The 15,764-nt window shown below is 71.5% G+C and carries 15 protein-coding genes; 3 read left to right on the top strand and 12 right to left on the bottom strand.

Features of this window, described 5'->3' with window-relative positions; translation table 11 throughout:
• Nucleotides 1-101 precede the first annotated feature (101 nt).
• The 7 genes from truB to rimP all read right to left on the bottom strand — a co-directional run bounded on the left by truB (nucleotide 102) and on the right by rimP (nucleotide 7,097).
• Nucleotides 102-1,007 carry a tRNA pseudouridine(55) synthase TruB gene (gene truB / locus ACWD1U_RS15970; RefSeq protein WP_451107887.1) on the bottom strand — a complete coding sequence of 302 codons (906 nt, stop codon included), beginning with the start codon at nucleotides 1,005-1,007 and terminating at the stop codon, nucleotides 102-104.
• Nucleotides 1,004-1,456 carry a 30S ribosome-binding factor RbfA gene (gene rbfA / locus ACWD1U_RS15965; protein ID WP_389617220.1) on the bottom strand — a complete coding sequence of 151 codons (453 nt, stop codon included), beginning with the start codon at nucleotides 1,454-1,456 and terminating at the stop codon, nucleotides 1,004-1,006. The genes truB and rbfA overlap by 4 nt, the downstream gene beginning before the upstream one ends.
• Before the next feature lie 44 nt (nucleotides 1,457-1,500).
• Complete coding sequence (locus ACWD1U_RS15960; protein ID WP_190053521.1) at nucleotides 1,501-1,794, bottom strand: DUF503 domain-containing protein; 294 nt, start codon at nucleotides 1,792-1,794, stop codon at nucleotides 1,501-1,503.
• A gap of 153 nt (nucleotides 1,795-1,947) precedes the next feature.
• On the bottom strand, nucleotides 1,948-5,052 hold the full coding sequence (infB, locus tag ACWD1U_RS15955) for a translation initiation factor IF-2 (RefSeq protein WP_451107886.1): 3,105 nt from the start codon (nucleotides 5,050-5,052) through the stop codon (nucleotides 1,948-1,950).
• A gap of 145 nt (nucleotides 5,053-5,197) precedes the next feature.
• Complete coding sequence (locus tag ACWD1U_RS15950; protein WP_451107884.1) at nucleotides 5,198-5,494, bottom strand: YlxR family protein; 297 nt, start codon at nucleotides 5,492-5,494, stop codon at nucleotides 5,198-5,200.
• Nucleotides 5,495-5,595: 101 nt separating this feature from the next.
• Nucleotides 5,596-6,597 carry a transcription termination factor NusA gene (gene nusA, locus ACWD1U_RS15945; protein WP_451107883.1) on the bottom strand — a complete coding sequence of 334 codons (1,002 nt, stop codon included), beginning with the start codon at nucleotides 6,595-6,597 and terminating at the stop codon, nucleotides 5,596-5,598.
• A gap of 2 nt (nucleotides 6,598-6,599) precedes the next feature.
• On the bottom strand, nucleotides 6,600-7,097 hold the full coding sequence (rimP, locus tag ACWD1U_RS15940) for a ribosome maturation factor RimP (protein WP_451107882.1): 498 nt from the start codon (nucleotides 7,095-7,097) through the stop codon (nucleotides 6,600-6,602).
• Nucleotides 7,098-7,303: 206 nt separating this feature from the next.
• On the opposite strand from rimP, the gene ACWD1U_RS15935 reads away from it, so the two are divergent.
• From ACWD1U_RS15935 to ACWD1U_RS15925, 3 genes are read left to right on the top strand one after another with little or no spacing between them, the layout of a single operon-like run.
• Nucleotides 7,304-7,843 (top strand): hypothetical protein, encoded by a 540-nt coding sequence (locus ACWD1U_RS15935; protein ID WP_451107880.1) that lies wholly within the window; start codon nucleotides 7,304-7,306, stop codon nucleotides 7,841-7,843.
• Nucleotides 7,840-8,304: a ferritin-like domain-containing protein gene (locus ACWD1U_RS15930; RefSeq protein ID WP_451107879.1), complete on the top strand. Its 465-nt coding sequence runs from the start codon at nucleotides 7,840-7,842 to the stop codon at nucleotides 8,302-8,304. Before ACWD1U_RS15935 ends, ACWD1U_RS15930 begins: the two co-directional genes overlap by 4 nt.
• Before the next feature lie 48 nt (nucleotides 8,305-8,352).
• On the top strand, nucleotides 8,353-9,291 hold the full coding sequence (locus tag ACWD1U_RS15925; RefSeq protein WP_451107877.1) for an aminoglycoside phosphotransferase family protein: 939 nt from the start codon (nucleotides 8,353-8,355) through the stop codon (nucleotides 9,289-9,291).
• A gap of 443 nt (nucleotides 9,292-9,734) precedes the next feature.
• On the opposite strand, the gene ACWD1U_RS15920 is transcribed toward ACWD1U_RS15925, so the two are convergent.
• From ACWD1U_RS15920 to ACWD1U_RS15900, 5 genes are all read right to left on the bottom strand, one after another.
• A complete protein-coding gene (locus ACWD1U_RS15920; RefSeq protein WP_451107875.1) occupies nucleotides 9,735-11,435 on the bottom strand; it encodes a proline--tRNA ligase in 1,701 nt (566 codons plus the stop codon).
• A gap of 107 nt (nucleotides 11,436-11,542) precedes the next feature.
• On the bottom strand, nucleotides 11,543-12,073 hold the full coding sequence (locus tag ACWD1U_RS15915; RefSeq protein ID WP_451107874.1) for a GNAT family N-acetyltransferase: 531 nt from the start codon (nucleotides 12,071-12,073) through the stop codon (nucleotides 11,543-11,545).
• Between the two features lie 30 nt (nucleotides 12,074-12,103).
• Nucleotides 12,104-12,952, bottom strand: a complete 849-nt coding sequence (locus ACWD1U_RS15910) for a GNAT family N-acetyltransferase (RefSeq protein ID WP_451107872.1) — start codon at nucleotides 12,950-12,952, stop codon at nucleotides 12,104-12,106.
• Nucleotides 12,953-13,145: 193 nt separating this feature from the next.
• The gene (gene ispG, locus ACWD1U_RS15905) at nucleotides 13,146-14,303 is read right to left on the bottom strand and encodes a flavodoxin-dependent (E)-4-hydroxy-3-methylbut-2-enyl-diphosphate synthase (RefSeq protein ID WP_451107871.1); all 1,158 of its coding nucleotides are present in this window, start codon (nucleotides 14,301-14,303) and stop codon (nucleotides 13,146-13,148) included.
• Between the two features lie 168 nt (nucleotides 14,304-14,471).
• On the bottom strand, nucleotides 14,472-15,764 hold the full coding sequence (locus tag ACWD1U_RS15900) for a M50 family metallopeptidase (protein WP_451107984.1): 1,293 nt from the start codon (nucleotides 15,762-15,764) through the stop codon (nucleotides 14,472-14,474).

Raw genomic sequence — 15,764 nt, 5'->3', positions numbered from 1 at the left:
TTAGGGGTGGGGGAACCGAGGGGGATCGTGGAGCGGCGGCAGTGGGGGGGTACCCCGTGGCCGCCGCTCCACGGGCGGGTGCCCGGTCCCCGGTTCCTCCGTCAGGCGAAGACTGCCAGGCTCTTGGCCTTGCCCCGCTGCTCCTCGACGAGGGCGAGGAAACGCCCCTCCGGGTCGAAGACGGCGACCGCGCCGGCGCCCGCGTACGTCTCGGGCATCTCCAGCCGTACGCCGTTGGTGAGCAGCTTGGCCCGCCGTGCGTCGACGTCCCAGCGGGGGAACGCGGCCGTGGCGGCCTCCGCGATCGGCATCACGGTCAGATCCTGCTGGAGCTGGTCGAGCGTGCGGGCCGCGTCCAGCTTGTAGGGGCCGACGCGGGTACGCCGCAGGGCGGTGAGGTGACCACCGACGCCGAGGTCGGCGCCCAAGTCGCGGGCCAGGGCCCGGATGTACGTACCCGAGGAGCAGACGACCGAGACGACCAGGTCGAGTACGGCCGTGCCGTCGTCGGCGACGGCGTCCCGGACGTCGTACACGCCGAAGGAGGAGACCGTGACCGGCCGGGCCGGGATGTCGAACTCCTCGCCCTCCCGGGCCCGCTTGTAGGACCGCACGCCGTTGATCTTGATGGCGCTGACCTTGGACGGCACCTGCATGATGTCGCCGGTCAGCTTGGCGACACCGGCGTCGACGGCGTCGCGGGTGACCCCGGAGGCGTCGGTTGAGGAGGTGATCTCCCCCTCGGCGTCGTCGGTGAGGGTGTTCTGCCCGAGCCGGATGGTGCCCAGGTACTCCTTCTCGGTCAGCGCGAGGTGGCCGAGGAGCTTGGTGGCCTTCTCCACGCCGAGGACGAGCACGCCCGTCGCCATCGGGTCGAGCGTGCCGGCGTGCCCGACGCGTCGTGTTCTGGCGATGCCGCGCATCTTGGCGACGACGTCGTGCGAAGTGAAGCCCGACGGCTTGTCGACGATGACCAGGCCGTCGGGCGTGGTGTGCTTCTGGGTCATTCGGCGGTGTCGTCCGTCTCGTCGTCCTCGTCCGGCTTGCGGTACGGGTCGGCGTCACCGGCGTACTTCGCACCGGCGGACGCCTCGCGCACCTTCTCGTCGGACTGCCGCGCCTTGTCGAGAAGGTCCTCGATGTTCCGGGCGGTGTCCGGGAGGGCGTCCATGACGAAGGTCAGGGTCGGCGTGAACTTCACACCGGCCGCCCGTCCCACCTCGGAGCGCAGGATGCCCTTGGCGCTCTCCAGGCCGGCGGCGGCCGCAGCGCGCTCCTCGTCGTCCCCGTACACGGTGTAGAAGACGGTCGCCTCCCTGAGGTCACCCGTGACCCGGGTGTCCGTGATGGTGACGTGCGAGCCGAGCCGCGGGTCCTTGATCCCGCGCTGCAGCTTCTGGGCCACCACCTCTCGGATGAGGTCCGCCAGCCTTTTAGCCCGCGCGTTGTCGGCCACTGGTCCGTCTCCCGTTCTTTCCTGTCCGGTTCGTTCTCGGTTCGTCAGTCGTCTTCGCCGTGGAAGCGCCGCCTGACGGACAGCAACTCCACCTCGGGGCGGCCGGCCACCAGCCGTTCGCACCGGTCGAGTACGTCGCTCAGGTGCCCCGCATCACCGGACACCAACGCGAGGCCGATGACGGCCCTGCGGTGGAGGTCCATGTGATCCACCTCGGCCGCGCTCACCGCGTACTTGCGCTGGAGCTCGGCGACGATGGGGCGGACGACGGAGCGCTTCTCCTTCAGCGACCGTACGTCGCCGAGGAGCAGGTCGAAGGACAGAGTCCCCACGTACATGTGTGTCCGGATGACCCGCCGGTACGGGATCGATGGCCCTGCCATCCGCGTGGCAGGGACATCAGAACCGTACAACGAACGGCCGGGGCCGATCGACGGAAATTACTCTCCGTCGACCGGCCCCGGACCGGACCGTCTCGGAAGCCCGAGCGCTCAGACGCGCGGCTTCTCGCGCATCTCGTACGTCGCGATGACGTCGTCGACCTTGATGTCGTTGAAGTTGCCGAGGTTGATACCGCCCTCGAACCCTTCGCGGATCTCGGTGACGTCGTCCTTGAAGCGACGCAGACCCTCGATGTTGAGGTTCTCCGCGACCACCTTGCCGTCGCGGATGAGGCGCGCCTTGGTGTTGCGCTTGACCTCGCCGGAGCGGATGAGAACACCCGCGATGTTGCCCAGCTTGGACGACTTGAAGACCTCGCGGATCTCCGCCGTACCGAGCTCGACCTCTTCGTACTCCGGCTTGAGCATGCCCTTGAGGGCCGCCTCGATCTCCTCGATCGCCTGGTAGATGACCGAGTAGTACCGGACGTCGACACCCTCGCGCTCGGCCATCTGCTGCGCACGCCCGGCGGCGCGCACGTTGAAGCCGATCACGATGGCGTCCGAGCCCATGGCCAGGTCGATGTCGGACTCCGTGACCGCACCGACGCCTCGGTGCAGGACGCGGATGTCGACCTCTTCGCCGACGTCCAGCTGGAGCAGCGAGGACTCGAGGGCCTCGACGGAACCGGAAGCGTCACCCTTGATGATCAGGTTCAGCTGCTGGACCTCGCCGGCCTTGAGCACCTTGTCCAGGTCCTCCAGCGACACACGGCGCGTGCGCTTCGCGAAGGCCGCGTTGCGCTCGCGCGCCGCACGCTTCTCCGCGATCTGACGGGCCGTACGGTCCTCGTCGACGACGAGGAAGTTGTCGCCCGCACCCGGGACGTTGGTGAGGCCCAGGACCTGCACCGGCGTCGACGGGCCGGCCTCGGTGACGAGGTTGCCGTTGTCGTCGTGCATCGCCCGGACTCGGCCGTACGCGTCGCCGACCACCATGGTGTCGCCGACCCGCAGCGTGCCGCGCTGGACGAGGACCGTCGACACGGCACCCCGGCCGCGGTCGAGACGGGACTCGATCGCGATGCCCTGCGCGTCCTGGTGCGGGTTGGCCCGCAGGTCGAGCGAGGCGTCGGCCGTGAGGACCACGGCCTCCAGCAGGGAGTCGATGTGCAGACCCTGCTTGGCGGAGATGTCGACGAACATCGTGTCGCCGCCGTACTCCTCGGCCACGAGGCCGTACTCGGTCAGCTGACCGCGCACCTTGGTCGGGTCGGCACCCTCGACGTCGATCTTGTTGACCGCGACGACGATCGGGACCTCGGCCGCCTTGGCGTGGTTGAGCGCCTCGACCGTCTGCGGCATGACGCCGTCGTTGGCCGCGACGACCAGGATCGCGATGTCCGTCGACCGCGCACCACGGGCACGCATGGCGGTGAACGCCTCGTGACCCGGGGTGTCGATGAAGGTGATCTTGCGCTCTTCGTCGTTGACCTCGGTCGCGACCTGGTAGGCACCGATGTGCTGGGTGATGCCGCCGGCCTCGCCCGCGATGACGTTCGTCTTGCGGATGGCGTCGAGGAGCCGGGTCTTACCGTGGTCGACGTGACCCATGACGGTGACGACCGGCGGGCGGACCATCAGGTCCTCCTCGTCGCCCTCGTCCTCGCCGAACTCGATGTCGAAGGACTCGAGGAGCTCGCGGTCCTCCTCCTCGGGGCTGACGATCTGAACCGTGTAGTTCATCTCGTCGGCGAGGAGCTGCAGCGTCTCGTCGGAGACGGACTGCGTGGCCGTGACCATCTCGCCGAGGTTCATCATGACCGCGACGAGCGACGCCGGGTTGGCGTTGATCTTCTCCGCGAAGTCGGTGAGCGAGGCACCACGCGACAGGCGAACGGTCTCGCCGTTGCCGCGAGGCAGCATCACACCGCCGACCGACGGGGCCTGCATGGCCTCGTACTCCTGGCGGCGCTGCCGCTTCGACTTGCGGCCACGACGCGCCGGACCGCCGGGACGGCCGAACGCACCCTGCGTGCCGCCACGGCCACCGGGACCACCGGGACGACCGCCGAAGCCGGGACGGCCACCGCCGCCGGGACCACCCGGACGACCGGCGAAACCGCCGCCACCGCCGCCACCGGGACCACCCGGACGACCGGCGAAACCGCCGCCACCGCCGCCACCGGGACGACCGGCGAAGCCGCCGCCACCCGGGCGACCGCCGCCGCCACCGGGACGGCCAGCGCCACCGGGACCGCGGCCACCGGGGCCACCGCCGCCGGGACGCGGACCGGCAGCCGGACGCTGCGGCATCATGCCGGGGTTGGGACGCGGGCCGCCGGGACCGCCGCCGGGACGCGGACCGCCGCCCTGCGGGCGGGGCATGCCGCCCGGGGTCGGACGCGCGCCGCCCGGAGCCTGCGGACGAGGACCGCCGCCGGCGCCCTGCGGACGGGGACCGCCCTGGCCCTGGCCCTGCGGACGCGGGGCGCCACCGGGCGCACCGGGGCCGCCCGGACGCGGGGCACCGCCCGGACGGGGCGCCTGCGGGCGCGCCATGCCGGTGGAGCCACCAGAAGTGAACGGGTTGTTGCCGGGACGGGGACCCGCCGGACGGGCACCGGGACGCGGGGCGCCGCCACCCGGACGCGAGGCGCCGGGACGGTCGCCACGGTCACCACGACCCTGGCCACCCTGGCCGGAACCACCCGGACGCGGAGCACCCGGACGCGGAGCCTGGCCGGCCGGACGCGGGGCGCCCGGACGCGGGCCGGAACCCTGGGAAGCAGCCGGCGCGGCGGGCGTCGACGGAGGTGCCGTGAACTCGGGCGTGGTCGGAGCCGGGGACGCCGGGGCGGGCCGCGGCGCGGGCTTCGGGCCCGGGGTGGGACGGGGGCCGGGAGTGGCCGGCGCGGCCGGAGCCGCGGGCTTCTCGGCGGCCGGCTTGGGAGCCGGCGGGCGCGGGGCGGCCGGACGGGCAGCCTGCGCCGGAGAGGGGGCTGCCGGCTTCGCCGGGGCAGCCTTGCGGGCAGGGGCGGACTTGCCGCCTCCGTTGCCCTGCTGGAGGGCGTCCGTCAGCTTGCGTACAACGGGCGCTTCGATGGTCGAAGACGCCGAACGGACGAATTCACCGAGTTCCTGGAGCTTGGCCATGACGACCTTGCTCTCGACACCGAACTCCTTGGCGAGTTCGTAGACCCGGACCTTAGCCACTTCGCTCCTTTGAGGTCCGGGTTGCGTCCGGACCGTCGCTAGTTCATGGGCGTACTCATCGCGTACTCATCGAGTGCTCATCGCAATCTCGACCTGCTTTCGACTCGCGAGGTACCTAGCCGCACGGGGTTCCGTACGGCACGTCTTACCGTGTTGCCTGCTCGGCAACTGTCGTCTGCTCGACGTATCGGCGCAACGCCTTTGTGTCGAGCGCTCCCGGGGCGCGCAGTGCCCTCGTGAACGCCCGGCGGCGTACCGCCTGGTCGAGACAGACCGTAGTGGGGTGAACGTACGCACCCCGGCCGGGCAGCGTACCGCGAGGATCAGGAACGCATGCGTCCTTGATCGCCACGATCCGCAGCAGTTCGGCCTTGGCCGCTCGCTCCCGACACCCCACACAAGTGCGTTCAGGGCATGCGCGGGCTCGCGTCCGGCCAGACACTGCTAAGTCTACCTCCCCGTACGTTCCTCACCCCTTTGGGGCAGGATTCGAACAGTTCCGCGCACGAACCTGTCGTGATCTGAACGACGCGCGGCTTGGATCTATTCCCCGGAGCCGTCCCCGGCGGCAGGCTCGGTGTCCGGGCGGATGTCGATCCGCCAGCCGGTCAGCCGGGCCGCGAGGCGGGCGTTCTGCCCCTCCTTGCCGATGGCCAGGGACAACTGGTAATCGGGCACGGTCACCCGGGCCGACCGGGTTGCCATGTCCACGATCTCGACCTTGGAGACCCGGGCCGGGGACAGCGCGTTCGCCACCATCTCGGCCGGGTCCTCCGACCAGTCGACGATGTCGATCTTCTCACCGTTCAGCTCGCCCATCACGTTGCGTACCCGGCCGCCCATGGGGCCGATGCAGGCGCCCTTGGCGTTCAGGCCGGAACGGGTGGACCGTACGGCGATCTTCGTGCGGTGACCGGCCTCGCGGGCGATCGCGGCGATCTCCACGGACCCGTCGGCGATCTCCGGCACCTCCAGGGCGAAGAGCTTCTTCACCAGGTTGGGGTGCGTACGCGACAGCGTCACGGACGGACCGCGGACGCCCTTGGCCACCCGGACGACGTACGACCGCAGCCGCAGGCCGTGCGGGTAGGTCTCGCCCGGCACCTGCTCCTGCACCGGCAGGATGGCCTCGAGCTTGCCGATGTCGACGAGCACGTTCTTCGGGTCGCGGCCCTGCTGGACCACGCCCGTGACGATGTCGCCCTCCCGGCCGGCGTACTCGCCGAGCGTCGCGTCGTCCTCGGCGTCGCGCAGGCGCTGCAGGATGACCTGCTTGGCCGTGGTGGCGGCGATACGGCCGAAGCCGGACGGGGTGTCGTCGAACTCGCGGGGCTCCTGGCCCTCCTCGAGGTCGTCGGGGTCCTCCTTCGCCCACACGGTCACATGGCCGGTCTCCCGGTTGAGCTCCACGCGCGCGTGGCGGCGGCTTCCCTCGGTGCGGTGGTAGGCGATGAGGAGGGCCGACTCGATCGCCTCGACCAGCAGGTCGAAGGAGATCTCCTTCTCCCGAACCAAGCCCCGCAGGGCACTCATGTCGATGTCCACGGCTACGCCTCCTCTTCCTTCTTGTCCTTACGGCTGAACTCGACTTGCACGCGCGCCCGGACGATGTCGTCGAAGGCGAGCCTGCGTGCGGTGGGCTTGCGCCCCTTGACCCCGGGCACCTCGGTGTCGACGCCCTCGTCGTCGACCTTGAGGATCCTGGCGACCAGCTCGCCGCCCTCCGCCAGCTGGAATTTCACCAGCCGGTCCGTGGCACGGACGTAGTGCCGGTGTTCCGTGAGGAGGCGCTCCGCGCCCGGGGTGCCGACCTCGAGGGTGTACTCGCCCTCGCCCATCGCGTCCGTCTCGTCGAGCTTCGCCGAGAGCGCGCGGCTCACATCGGCGATCTGGTCCAGGTCCGCACCGGTGTCCGAGTCGACGACGACGCGCAGCACACGCTTTCGGCCGACGGAGTCCACTTCGATCTCTTCGAGATCCAGGCCCTGAGAGCTGACGAGCGGTTCCAGCAGTTCTCGCAGCCTCTCGCTCTGGGTGGTGCTCATCCGGGTGACTCCTCGGCCGCGTGTGCTGTTGTGGGATGGGTCGCGTGTCTGGTCAAAGGGTATCCGGTCGCAGGGAGTGTTGCCGTCCACCCGGTCACGAACGGTGCCGCTGAGTGGTCGCGGGCAGGGGCCCGGGTACCGTGATCACGGGCGTGCAGCCCTGGAAGTCGCTTCTTTCTCTCAACGAGCCCCCGAGGACGTCTGACGTGCCGTTCCCCTCATCGCCGCGCGCCCGCTCGGGGCCGCGCAGAAGGAGCCTGCTCGCCGTCGGTTCGACGGCCCTCGTCCTGGCGGGCTGCACCGCCGGTCCGAAGGACGCGGCCGACGACGGCCCGTCGGCGGCCGAGCGCCGGGCACGCGCGCGTGCGGCGCGGGACAGCGAGGGGCTGGTGGAGCGGTACGACGCCGTGATCGCCGCCAGGCCGGCCCTCGCGGAGCGGCTGCGGCCACTGCGGGAGGAGGCCGTGCGGCACGCGCAGGCGTTCGGGGGCGGCCGGAAGGCCTCCCCGTCGGGATCGCCCTCCTCGGCGCCCGAGGTCCCGGACTCGGCGCCTCCCTCCCCGGCGCCCGAGGTGCCGGACAACGACAAGGACGCCCTGGCCGCACTGGCGACCGCCGAGCGGGAGCTCGCCGACCGGCGGGCCGAAGCGCTGCTCGGCGCACCCGGCGAGCTGGCGCGGCTGCTGGCCTCGGTGGCGGCGGCCGGGGCGGCGCACGTGTATCTGCTGACCAAGGGGAACGCGTGAGCGAGGCGAAGGACCGGGAGCTGCGGGCCCTGCAGGCGGCACTGGCGGCCGAGCACGCGGCGGTGTACGGGTACGGCGTCGTCGGCGGGCGGATCGGCGAGGCGCGACGCGTCGAGGCACGGACCGCCTACGACGCGCACCGGGCACGCCGGGACGCGCTGGTGCGCGAAGTGAGGGATGCGGGGGGCAAGCCGGTGGCGGCGGCCGCCGGGTACGCGCTGCCGTTCCAGGTACCGGACGCGGCGGCTGCCGCGCGGCTCGCCACCGAGCTGGAGGACCGGGTGGCCGGGGTCTACTCCGACCTGGTGCGGGCGGCGAGCGGCGAGCGGCGGGCGCTGGCCGCCGAGGCGCTGCGGGAGGCGGCGGTGCGGGCGGTGCGCTGGCGCGGGGAGAGCGTAGCCTTCCCTGGGCTCGCCGAGCGGGCCGGCACGGCCCCGCCCCCGGCGGCGCCGACGGCGTGACCCGCGCGGGGCACGCACCGCGGACAGCATGAAGGGAATCACTCGCGCATGGCTTTCGAACCGCCGCAGCGCCTGTCCAGAGCGCTCGGTGAGACGGCACCGGACGGTGACGACTGGCTGGAGAAGCTGCCCGAGGCGGCGCAGCGGGCCGTCGCGCTACGCGAGTTGACCGTGGAGCGGGTGCAGCTGCCGGGCGGGCGCAGCAGCCTGGTCGTGCTGGTGCGGACCGCCGAGGGGACGCCCGCCGTGCTGAAGCTGGCACCGGGCCGGGCACGGCCGGAGGCGGAGCGGGCCGCGCTCGCGCACTGGTCCGGGCGGGGCGCCGTGCAACTGCTCGAACCTCCACCCAGCTCTCGGCTTCGCTCGAGCGGAGATGCACCCCCGTCGGCCGAGGGTGTGCTGCTGCTGGAGCGGCTGCATCCGGACGTGTCGGTGCGATCGCTGCCGGAGGCGAAGGCGCTGCTGGAGGCGGCGGGGACGCTGCGGCGGCTGTGGGTCGAGCCGCCCGCCGGCTTCCCCTTCGAGACAGTGGCCGAGCGGACCGGGCGGCAGGCCGAGGCGATGCGGGCGCGTGCCCAGGTCGATTCCGAGGTGGCCCCGCTGGTCGACGTGGCGCTCGCGACGCGCGAGGAGCTGCTGGCCGCGCCGCCCGAACACCGGTTGCTGCACGGCACGTTCAGGCAGAGCAAGGTGCTCTCCGGGGAGCGGATGCCGTGGCTGGCCGTGGGGCCCGACCCGGTGGTGGGCGAGTGCGCCTTCGATCTGGCCCGGCTGGTTCGCGACCGGGTGGAGGACCTCATCGCCCAGCCGTCCGGCGCGGCCACGACCCGGCGCCGGGTGAAGCGGCTGGCCGAGTCCCTGGACGTGGACCAGGAGCGGCTGCGCGGCTGGACACTGTTCCGGGCCGTGGAGTCGGGTGTGCGGGCGGGACGGGTGGGTCGGCCCCGCGATGCGGAGCTGTTGCTGGAGTTCGCCGGGTGGTTGTAGGGCGTTTCGGCTGAGCTACGGGGCGGCCGCCCGCGGTCGCCGCCTCGGCCCTGAATGGGCCCTGTCCCCCAGCGCCGCCGGACGGGCGCGGTCAGTCGGCCTGCCCGCCCGGGGGAGGTTGCCCGGGCCGCCCCACGCCTCGGGGGAAAGGTGAGTCCGCCCGACACCGAGGGGGACGGTCTGCTCGCCCGTGGGCCGGTCGGCCCAATCCGTAATCAGGGGCGGCCCGGCAGGACGAGTAGTCCGGCAGGGAAAGGTCGCCCGGCCCGGCCACCCGGCTCGGCCCGACGCCAGGTCACGATCAGTCAGCCTGCCCGGCGGGGAAAGTCCCCCCGGCCGATCGACGCCCGCGGGACGGTCGGCCGCCCGACGCCGGCGGGAACCATCAGCCCTCCCGACGCCGGGAGGCCGTCGGCCTGCCCGGCGCCCGGAGGCTTCGGCTCTCACGCCGTGAGGCGGGCGACGGCCTCCTCGACCGTCAGTTCCTCGCGCTCGCCGGTGCGGCGGTCCTTCAGTTCCACGACGCCGTCGGCCGCGCGCCGCCCGGCCACCAGGATCTGCGGTACGCCGATCAGCTCGGAGTCGGTGAACTTGACGCCCGGGGAGACGCCGGGGCGGTCGTCGACCAGGACGCGGACACCGGCGGCGGCCAGCTTCCCGGAGATGTCGAGGGCCAGTTCGGTCTGGAGGGCCTTGCCGGCGGCGACCACGTGGACGTCGGCCGGGGCGACCTCCTTGGGCCAGCACAAACCCTTGTCGTCCGCGGTCTGCTCGGCCAGGGCGGCCACCGCGCGGGAGACGCCGACGCCGTAGGAGCCCATGGTGACGCGGACCGGCTTGCCGTTCTGGCCGAGGACGTCGAGCTTGAGGGCGTCGGCGTACTTGCGGCCCAGCTGGAAGATGTGGCCGATCTCGATGGCGCGGTCGAGGACGAGGCCCGTGCCGCACTTCGGGCAGGGGTCGCCCTGCTGGACGACCACGACGTCGACGTACTCGTCGACCTCGAAGTCGCGGCCCGCGACCACGTTCTTCGTGTGCGTGCCGGCCTTGTTGGCGCCGGTGATCCAGGCCGTGCCCGGGGCGACCCGCGGGTCGGCGATGTACGTGAGCTTGTCCAGGCCCTGCGGTCCGACGTAGCCGCGGACCAGGTCGGGGCGGACCGCGAAGTCCGTCTCGGTGACCAGCTCGACGGCGGCCGGGGCGAAGTGCGCCTCGACCTTGTCCATGTCGACCTCGCGGTCGCCCGGGACGCCGACGGCGACGATCTCGCCGTCGACCTTCACGAGGAGGTTCTTCAGGGTCGCGGAGGCAGGGACGCCGAGGGAGGCGGCGAGGGTCTCGATGGTCGGGGTGTCGGGGGTGGGGATGTCCTCGGCGGCCGGGACGTCCGAGGCGTCGACGGGCTTCAACTCGTACGTGGTCGCCTCGGTGTTGGCGGCGAAGTCGCAGTTCGGGCAGTCGGCGAAGGTGTCCTCGCCGGCCTCGGCCGGGGCGAGGAACTCCTCGGACTTGGAGCCGCCCATCGCGCCGGCGGTCGCGGCGCAGATACGGTAGTCGAGACCGAGCCGCGCGAAGATCTTCTGGTAGGCCTCGCGGTGCAGGGCGTAGGACTGGGCGAGGCCGTCGTCCTCGGTGTCGAAGGAGTAGGAGTCCTTCATCAGGAACTCGCGGCCGCGCAGGATGCCGGCGCGGGGGCGGGCCTCGTCGCGGTACTTGTTCTGGATCTGGTAGAGGATGACCGGCAGGTCCTTGTAGGAGGACGCCTGGTCCTTCACCAGGAGGGTGAAGATCTCCTCGTGGGTGGGGCCGAGGAGATAGTCGCCGCCCTTGCGGTCCTGGAGGCGGAACAGCTCGGGTCCGTACTCGTCCCAGCGACCGGTGGCCTCGTAGGGCTCGCGCGGCAGGATGGCGGGGAGCAGGACCTCCTGGGCGCCGATGGCGTCCATCTCCTCGCGGACGATCCGCTCGACGTTGGCCAGCACCTTCTTGCCGAGGGGCAGCCAGCTCCAGATGCCGGCGGCGGTACGGCGCACGTACCCGGCGCGGACGAGCAGCTTGTGGCTGAGGACCTCGGCGTCCGCGGGGTCGTCGCGCAACGTCTTCGCCATCAACTGGGACATGCGCTGGACCGGTGCGTTCGCCATGGTTCTTCTGCTCCTGCTGCTGGGGGTCCCCCTGCTCGAGCGGAGCCGAGAGTGGGGGAAGGTGATGGCAGGAGGTTATCCGGGGGGTGCGCGGGGGTGGAAATCGGTTATCCGCGCCGCAGGGGCAGAGGGGCGCCCATCACCGCGTACGGCTTGGGGGCGCTGGGGAAGAGGACCTGGCGGGCCAGGTCCTGGTAGCCGAGGGAGCGGTAGAGGGCGCGGGCCGGACTCTCGGTGTCGATCGCGGAGAGGATCGAGCGGGGCTCGGCGGCGCCGTCGGTGATCGTGGTGATCAGGGAACGTCCGATGCCGTGGTTCTGGTGGGCGGGGTGGACGTGCAGCTCGGTGATCACGAAGGAGTCGTCGAGCCAGTGGTCGTTGCGGTTCGCCCTGAGGTACGGCTCCACGACGGTGGACCACCAGTGGGTGCGGTCGTTGGGCATGCCGTAGACGAAACCGACCAGGTTGCCGCCGACCGTTGCGCCGAGGGCGCGGGCGCCGGGGTAGGTCATGTGGCGGAGGACGATCTGGCGGCGGACGGCGACTTCGTCGGGGCCCAGGCCGAAGGCCACGGCCTGGACGGCAAGGGCCTCGTCCACGTGGGCGGAGAGGTCGAGGGGGCCGATCACCAGGTCCATGGCGGGGAGCCTACAGGGGGGTTTGCGCTGTCAGAACAGCACGCTCATGAAGGCGCCTACCTCTTGGAAGCCCACCCGCTGGTACGCCCGGCGGGCCGCCGTGTTGAAGTCGTTGACGTAGAGGCTGACGACCGGGGCCACGTCGGCCAGGGCGTAGCGCAGCACGGCCGCCATGCCGGGCGCCGCCATACCGGTCCCCCGGTATTCGGGGGCCACCCACACACCCTGGATCTGACAGGTGCGGTCCGTCGCGGCGCCGATCTCGGCCTTGAAGGCGACCTTGCCGTCCGCGTCGAAGCGGGCGAAGGCGCGGCCGGAGCCGACGAGTTCGGCGACCCGGGCCTGGTAGAGGAGCCCGCCGTCGCCGGCCAGCGGGGAGACGCCGACCTCCTCGGTGAACATCGCCACGCACGCCGGCATGATCGTCTCCATCTCGTCCTTGCGGACGCGGCGGACGTACGGGTCGGGTGCTATGTCGGCCGGCAGGCGGTCGGTGACCATGAGCGGCTGGTGGCGGCGCACGTCGCGGGCCGGGCCCCAGTGCGGTTCCAGCAGCCGCCACAGGTCGGCGGTCGCGGCGGCCGGTCCGACGATCGAGGAGCAGCGGCGGCCGGACCGGCGCGCGCGGTCGGCGAAGGCGCGGACGGCGCGCGGGCCGGCGCAGATCGGGACCAGGTTGGCGCCGGCGTAGCAGAGCGACGTGAGAATGCCGTCCTCGTACCAACCCCACATCTCGCCGCCGAGCCGCCACGGGTCGAGACCGGCGATCTGCACCCGGGACGTCACGAAGGCGTTCGCGACCGGCTCGCGGTCGAGTACGGCGAGCGCGGCGTCCAGGTCGCTCGGTTCGAGGACCCGTGAGGTGGTCTGGGTCAACACGTGTGGGGCCTCACACAACGGGGTCGGCTGATCCCCGCACTATAGCTGCGCTGCTTGTGCCGGGCGCCTGGGAACTCGGGAGCGGGGACTTGCCGGTGGGTGACGGATACGCCGCGGCTTGTCGCGCCCAGGCGGCGGAGCCGCATGTCGACAACAGCCCGCGCCCCGAGGAGCGCGGGGACACCGCGACGGCTCAGCCCGCGACCGCCACCGACGGCTCGCCGGAGGCGACGCCGTCCTGCTCCATCTGCTCGGCCAGCTTCATGGCCTCCTCGATGAGCGTTTCCACGATCTTGGACTCCGGGACGGTCTTGATGACCTCGCCCTTGACGAAGATCTGGCCCTTGCCGTTGCCGGAGGCGACACCGAGGTCGGCCTCGCGGGCCTCGCCGGGGCCGTTGACGACGCAGCCCATGACGGCGACCCGGAGCGGGACCTCCATCCCGGTCAGGCCGGCCGTGACCTCTTCGGCCAGCTTGTAGACGTCGACCTGGGCGCGGCCGCAGGAGGGGCAGGAGACGATCTCCAGACCGCGCTGCTTCAGGTTGAGCGACTCCAGGATCTGGTTGCCGACCTTGACCTCCTCGACCGGCGGGGCCGACAGGGAGACGCGGATCGTGTCGCCGATGCCCTGGCTGAGCAGCGCGCCGAAGGCGACCGCCGACTTGATGGTGCCCTGGAAGGCGGGCCCCGCCTCCGTGACGCCGAGGTGCAGCGGGTAGTCGCACTGCGCGGCGAGCTGCTTGTAGGCCTCGATCATGATGACCGGGTCGTTGTGCTTGACGGAGATCTTGATGTCGCGGAAGTCGTGCTCCTCGAAGAGGGACGCCTCCCACAGGGCCGACTCGACCAGGGCCTCGGGGGTCGCCTTGCCGTACTTCTGCAGGAGGCGCTTGTCGAGGGAGCCCGCGTTGACGCCGATGCGGATCGGGGTGCCGTGGTCCCGGGCCGCCTTGGCGATCTCCTTGACCTTGTCGTCGAACTGCTTGATGTTGCCGGGGTTGACGCGCACCGCGGCGCAGCCGGCCTCGATCGCGGCGAACACGTACTTCGGCTGGAAGTGGATGTCGGCGATGACCGGGATCTGCGACTTGCGGGCGATGGTCGCCAGCGCGTCGGCGTCGTCCTGGGTCGGGCAGGCGACACGGACGATCTGGCAGCCGGAGGCGGTGAGTTCGGCGATCTGCTGGAGCGTCGCGCCGATGTCGGAGGTGCGCGTCGTGGTCATCGACTGCACCGAGACGGGGGCGTCTCCGCCGACGGCCACGGACCCGACCTGGATCTGGCGGCTCTTCCGGCGCTCGGCGAGCTTGGTCGGAACGGACGGCATGCCGAGAGAAATCGCAGTCATCTGCTGTGCAACCCCAAGTCGTGGATCAAGGTCCGGTCCCGTGAGCAGCGGGCTCCGAGCTTCGAGATTACGGCACGAGCCTGGGCGCGGGCACATCCCGCCCGTGTTGCCACTCGATGGGAGGGGGCTCGGCACAAAGGATGCCGAGCCCCCTCGAACTCCGTGTGACTAGGAGATTCTCACCGGGTTAACCACGTCCGCGATCAGCACCAGGATCGTGAAGCAGACGAAGATCCCGGCGACCACGTACGCGACCGGCATGAGCTTCGCCACGTCGAAGGGGCCCGGGTCCGGCCGGCGCAGGACCTTGGCGATGTTGCGGCGCAGCGACTCCCACAGCGCGCCCGCGATGTGGCCGCCGTCGAGCGGCAGCAGCGGGAGCATGTTGAACAGGAACAGGGAGAGGTTGAAGCCGGCGACCAGCATGAGGGCCATGGCCAGCTGCTGGGTCGGCGGGATGTCGAGCGTGAAGATCTCGCCGCCGACGCGGGCCGCGCCGACCACGCCCATCGGGGAGTCGGCCTCGCGCGGGGCGCCGTCGAAGGCCGCGTTCCACAGGGCCGGGACCTTGCCGGGGAGGGCGGCGAGGGAGTCGACGGCCTCGCCGATCCGGTCGCCCATCCAGGTCACGGAATCGCCGAAGTCCTGTTTGACGACGCCCGTGGCGGCGCTGAAGCCGAGGAAGCCGGCCTGGACGTACTGGCCCTCGACGATCTGGCCGCTGGAGTCCTTCTCGGCGACCTGGTTGGTGGCGATCTTCGCGTGCAGGGTGACGTCCTGGCCCTTGCGGTCGACGACGATCGGCACCTCCTTGCCGGGGTTGGCGCGGATCAGGTCGGACAGCTTGTTCCAGTCGTCGGTCGGCACGCCGTTGAAGGAGACGATCTTGTCGCCCGCCTTGAGGCCCGCCGCGGCGGCCGGGGCGGCCGGGTCGCCCTTCTCGCACTTGTCGCGGTTCTCGCTCTGCGCGATGACGCACTGGGAGACGGAGCTGACCGTGGTGGTCTGCTGGGTGATGCCGAAGCCCATCAGGACGGTGAGGAACAGCGCCACCGCCAGGACCAGGTTCATGAAGGGGCCGGCGAACATCACGATCACGCGCTTCCAGGGGGCGCGCGTGTAGAACATGCGGTTCTCGTCGCCCGGCCTGAGCTCCTCGTACGCGGCGGTGCGGGCGTCTTCGATCATGCCGCGCCACGGCGAGGTGGAGCGGGCCTCCATCCGGCCGTCGGGGCCGGGCGGGAACATGCCGATCATGCGGATGTAGCCGCCGAACGGGATGGCCTTGATGCCGTACTCGGTCTCACCCTTGTTGCGCGACCAGATCGTGGGGCCGAAGCCGACCATGTACTGCGGCACGCGGATGCCGAAGAGCTTGGCGGTGGACAGGTGCCCCAGCTCGTGCCACGCGATCGAGAAGAGCAGGCCGACCACGAAGAGACCTATGCCGAGGATGAACAT

This window comes from Streptomyces sp. NPDC002788, from assembly GCF_053592115.1.
The sequence above is the reverse complement of the archived record's forward strand: the minus strand, read 5'-3'. Positions and strand labels throughout refer to the sequence as shown.

Coding starts and splice junctions, on each gene's coding strand:
- ispG (WP_451107871.1), bottom strand. CDS start 14,303: ATGACTGCGATTTCTCTCGGCATGCCGTCCGTTCCGACCAAGCTCGCC.
- ACWD1U_RS15920 (WP_451107875.1), bottom strand. CDS start 11,435: ATGGCGAACGCACCGGTCCAGCGCATGTCCCAGTTGATGGCGAAGACG.
- rimP (WP_451107882.1), bottom strand. CDS start 7,097: ATGAGCACCACCCAGAGCGAGAGGCTGCGAGAACTGCTGGAACCGCTC.
- ACWD1U_RS15960 (WP_190053521.1), bottom strand. CDS start 1,794: ATGTACGTGGGGACTCTGTCCTTCGACCTGCTCCTCGGCGACGTACGG.
- ACWD1U_RS15925 (WP_451107877.1), top strand. CDS start 8,353: ATGGCTTTCGAACCGCCGCAGCGCCTGTCCAGAGCGCTCGGTGAGACG.
- ACWD1U_RS15900 (WP_451107984.1), bottom strand. CDS start 15,764: ATGTTCATCCTCGGCATAGGTCTCTTCGTGGTCGGCCTGCTCTTCTCG.
- truB (WP_451107887.1), bottom strand. CDS start 1,007: ATGACCCAGAAGCACACCACGCCCGACGGCCTGGTCATCGTCGACAAG.
- ACWD1U_RS15915 (WP_451107874.1), bottom strand. CDS start 12,073: ATGGACCTGGTGATCGGCCCCCTCGACCTCTCCGCCCACGTGGACGAG.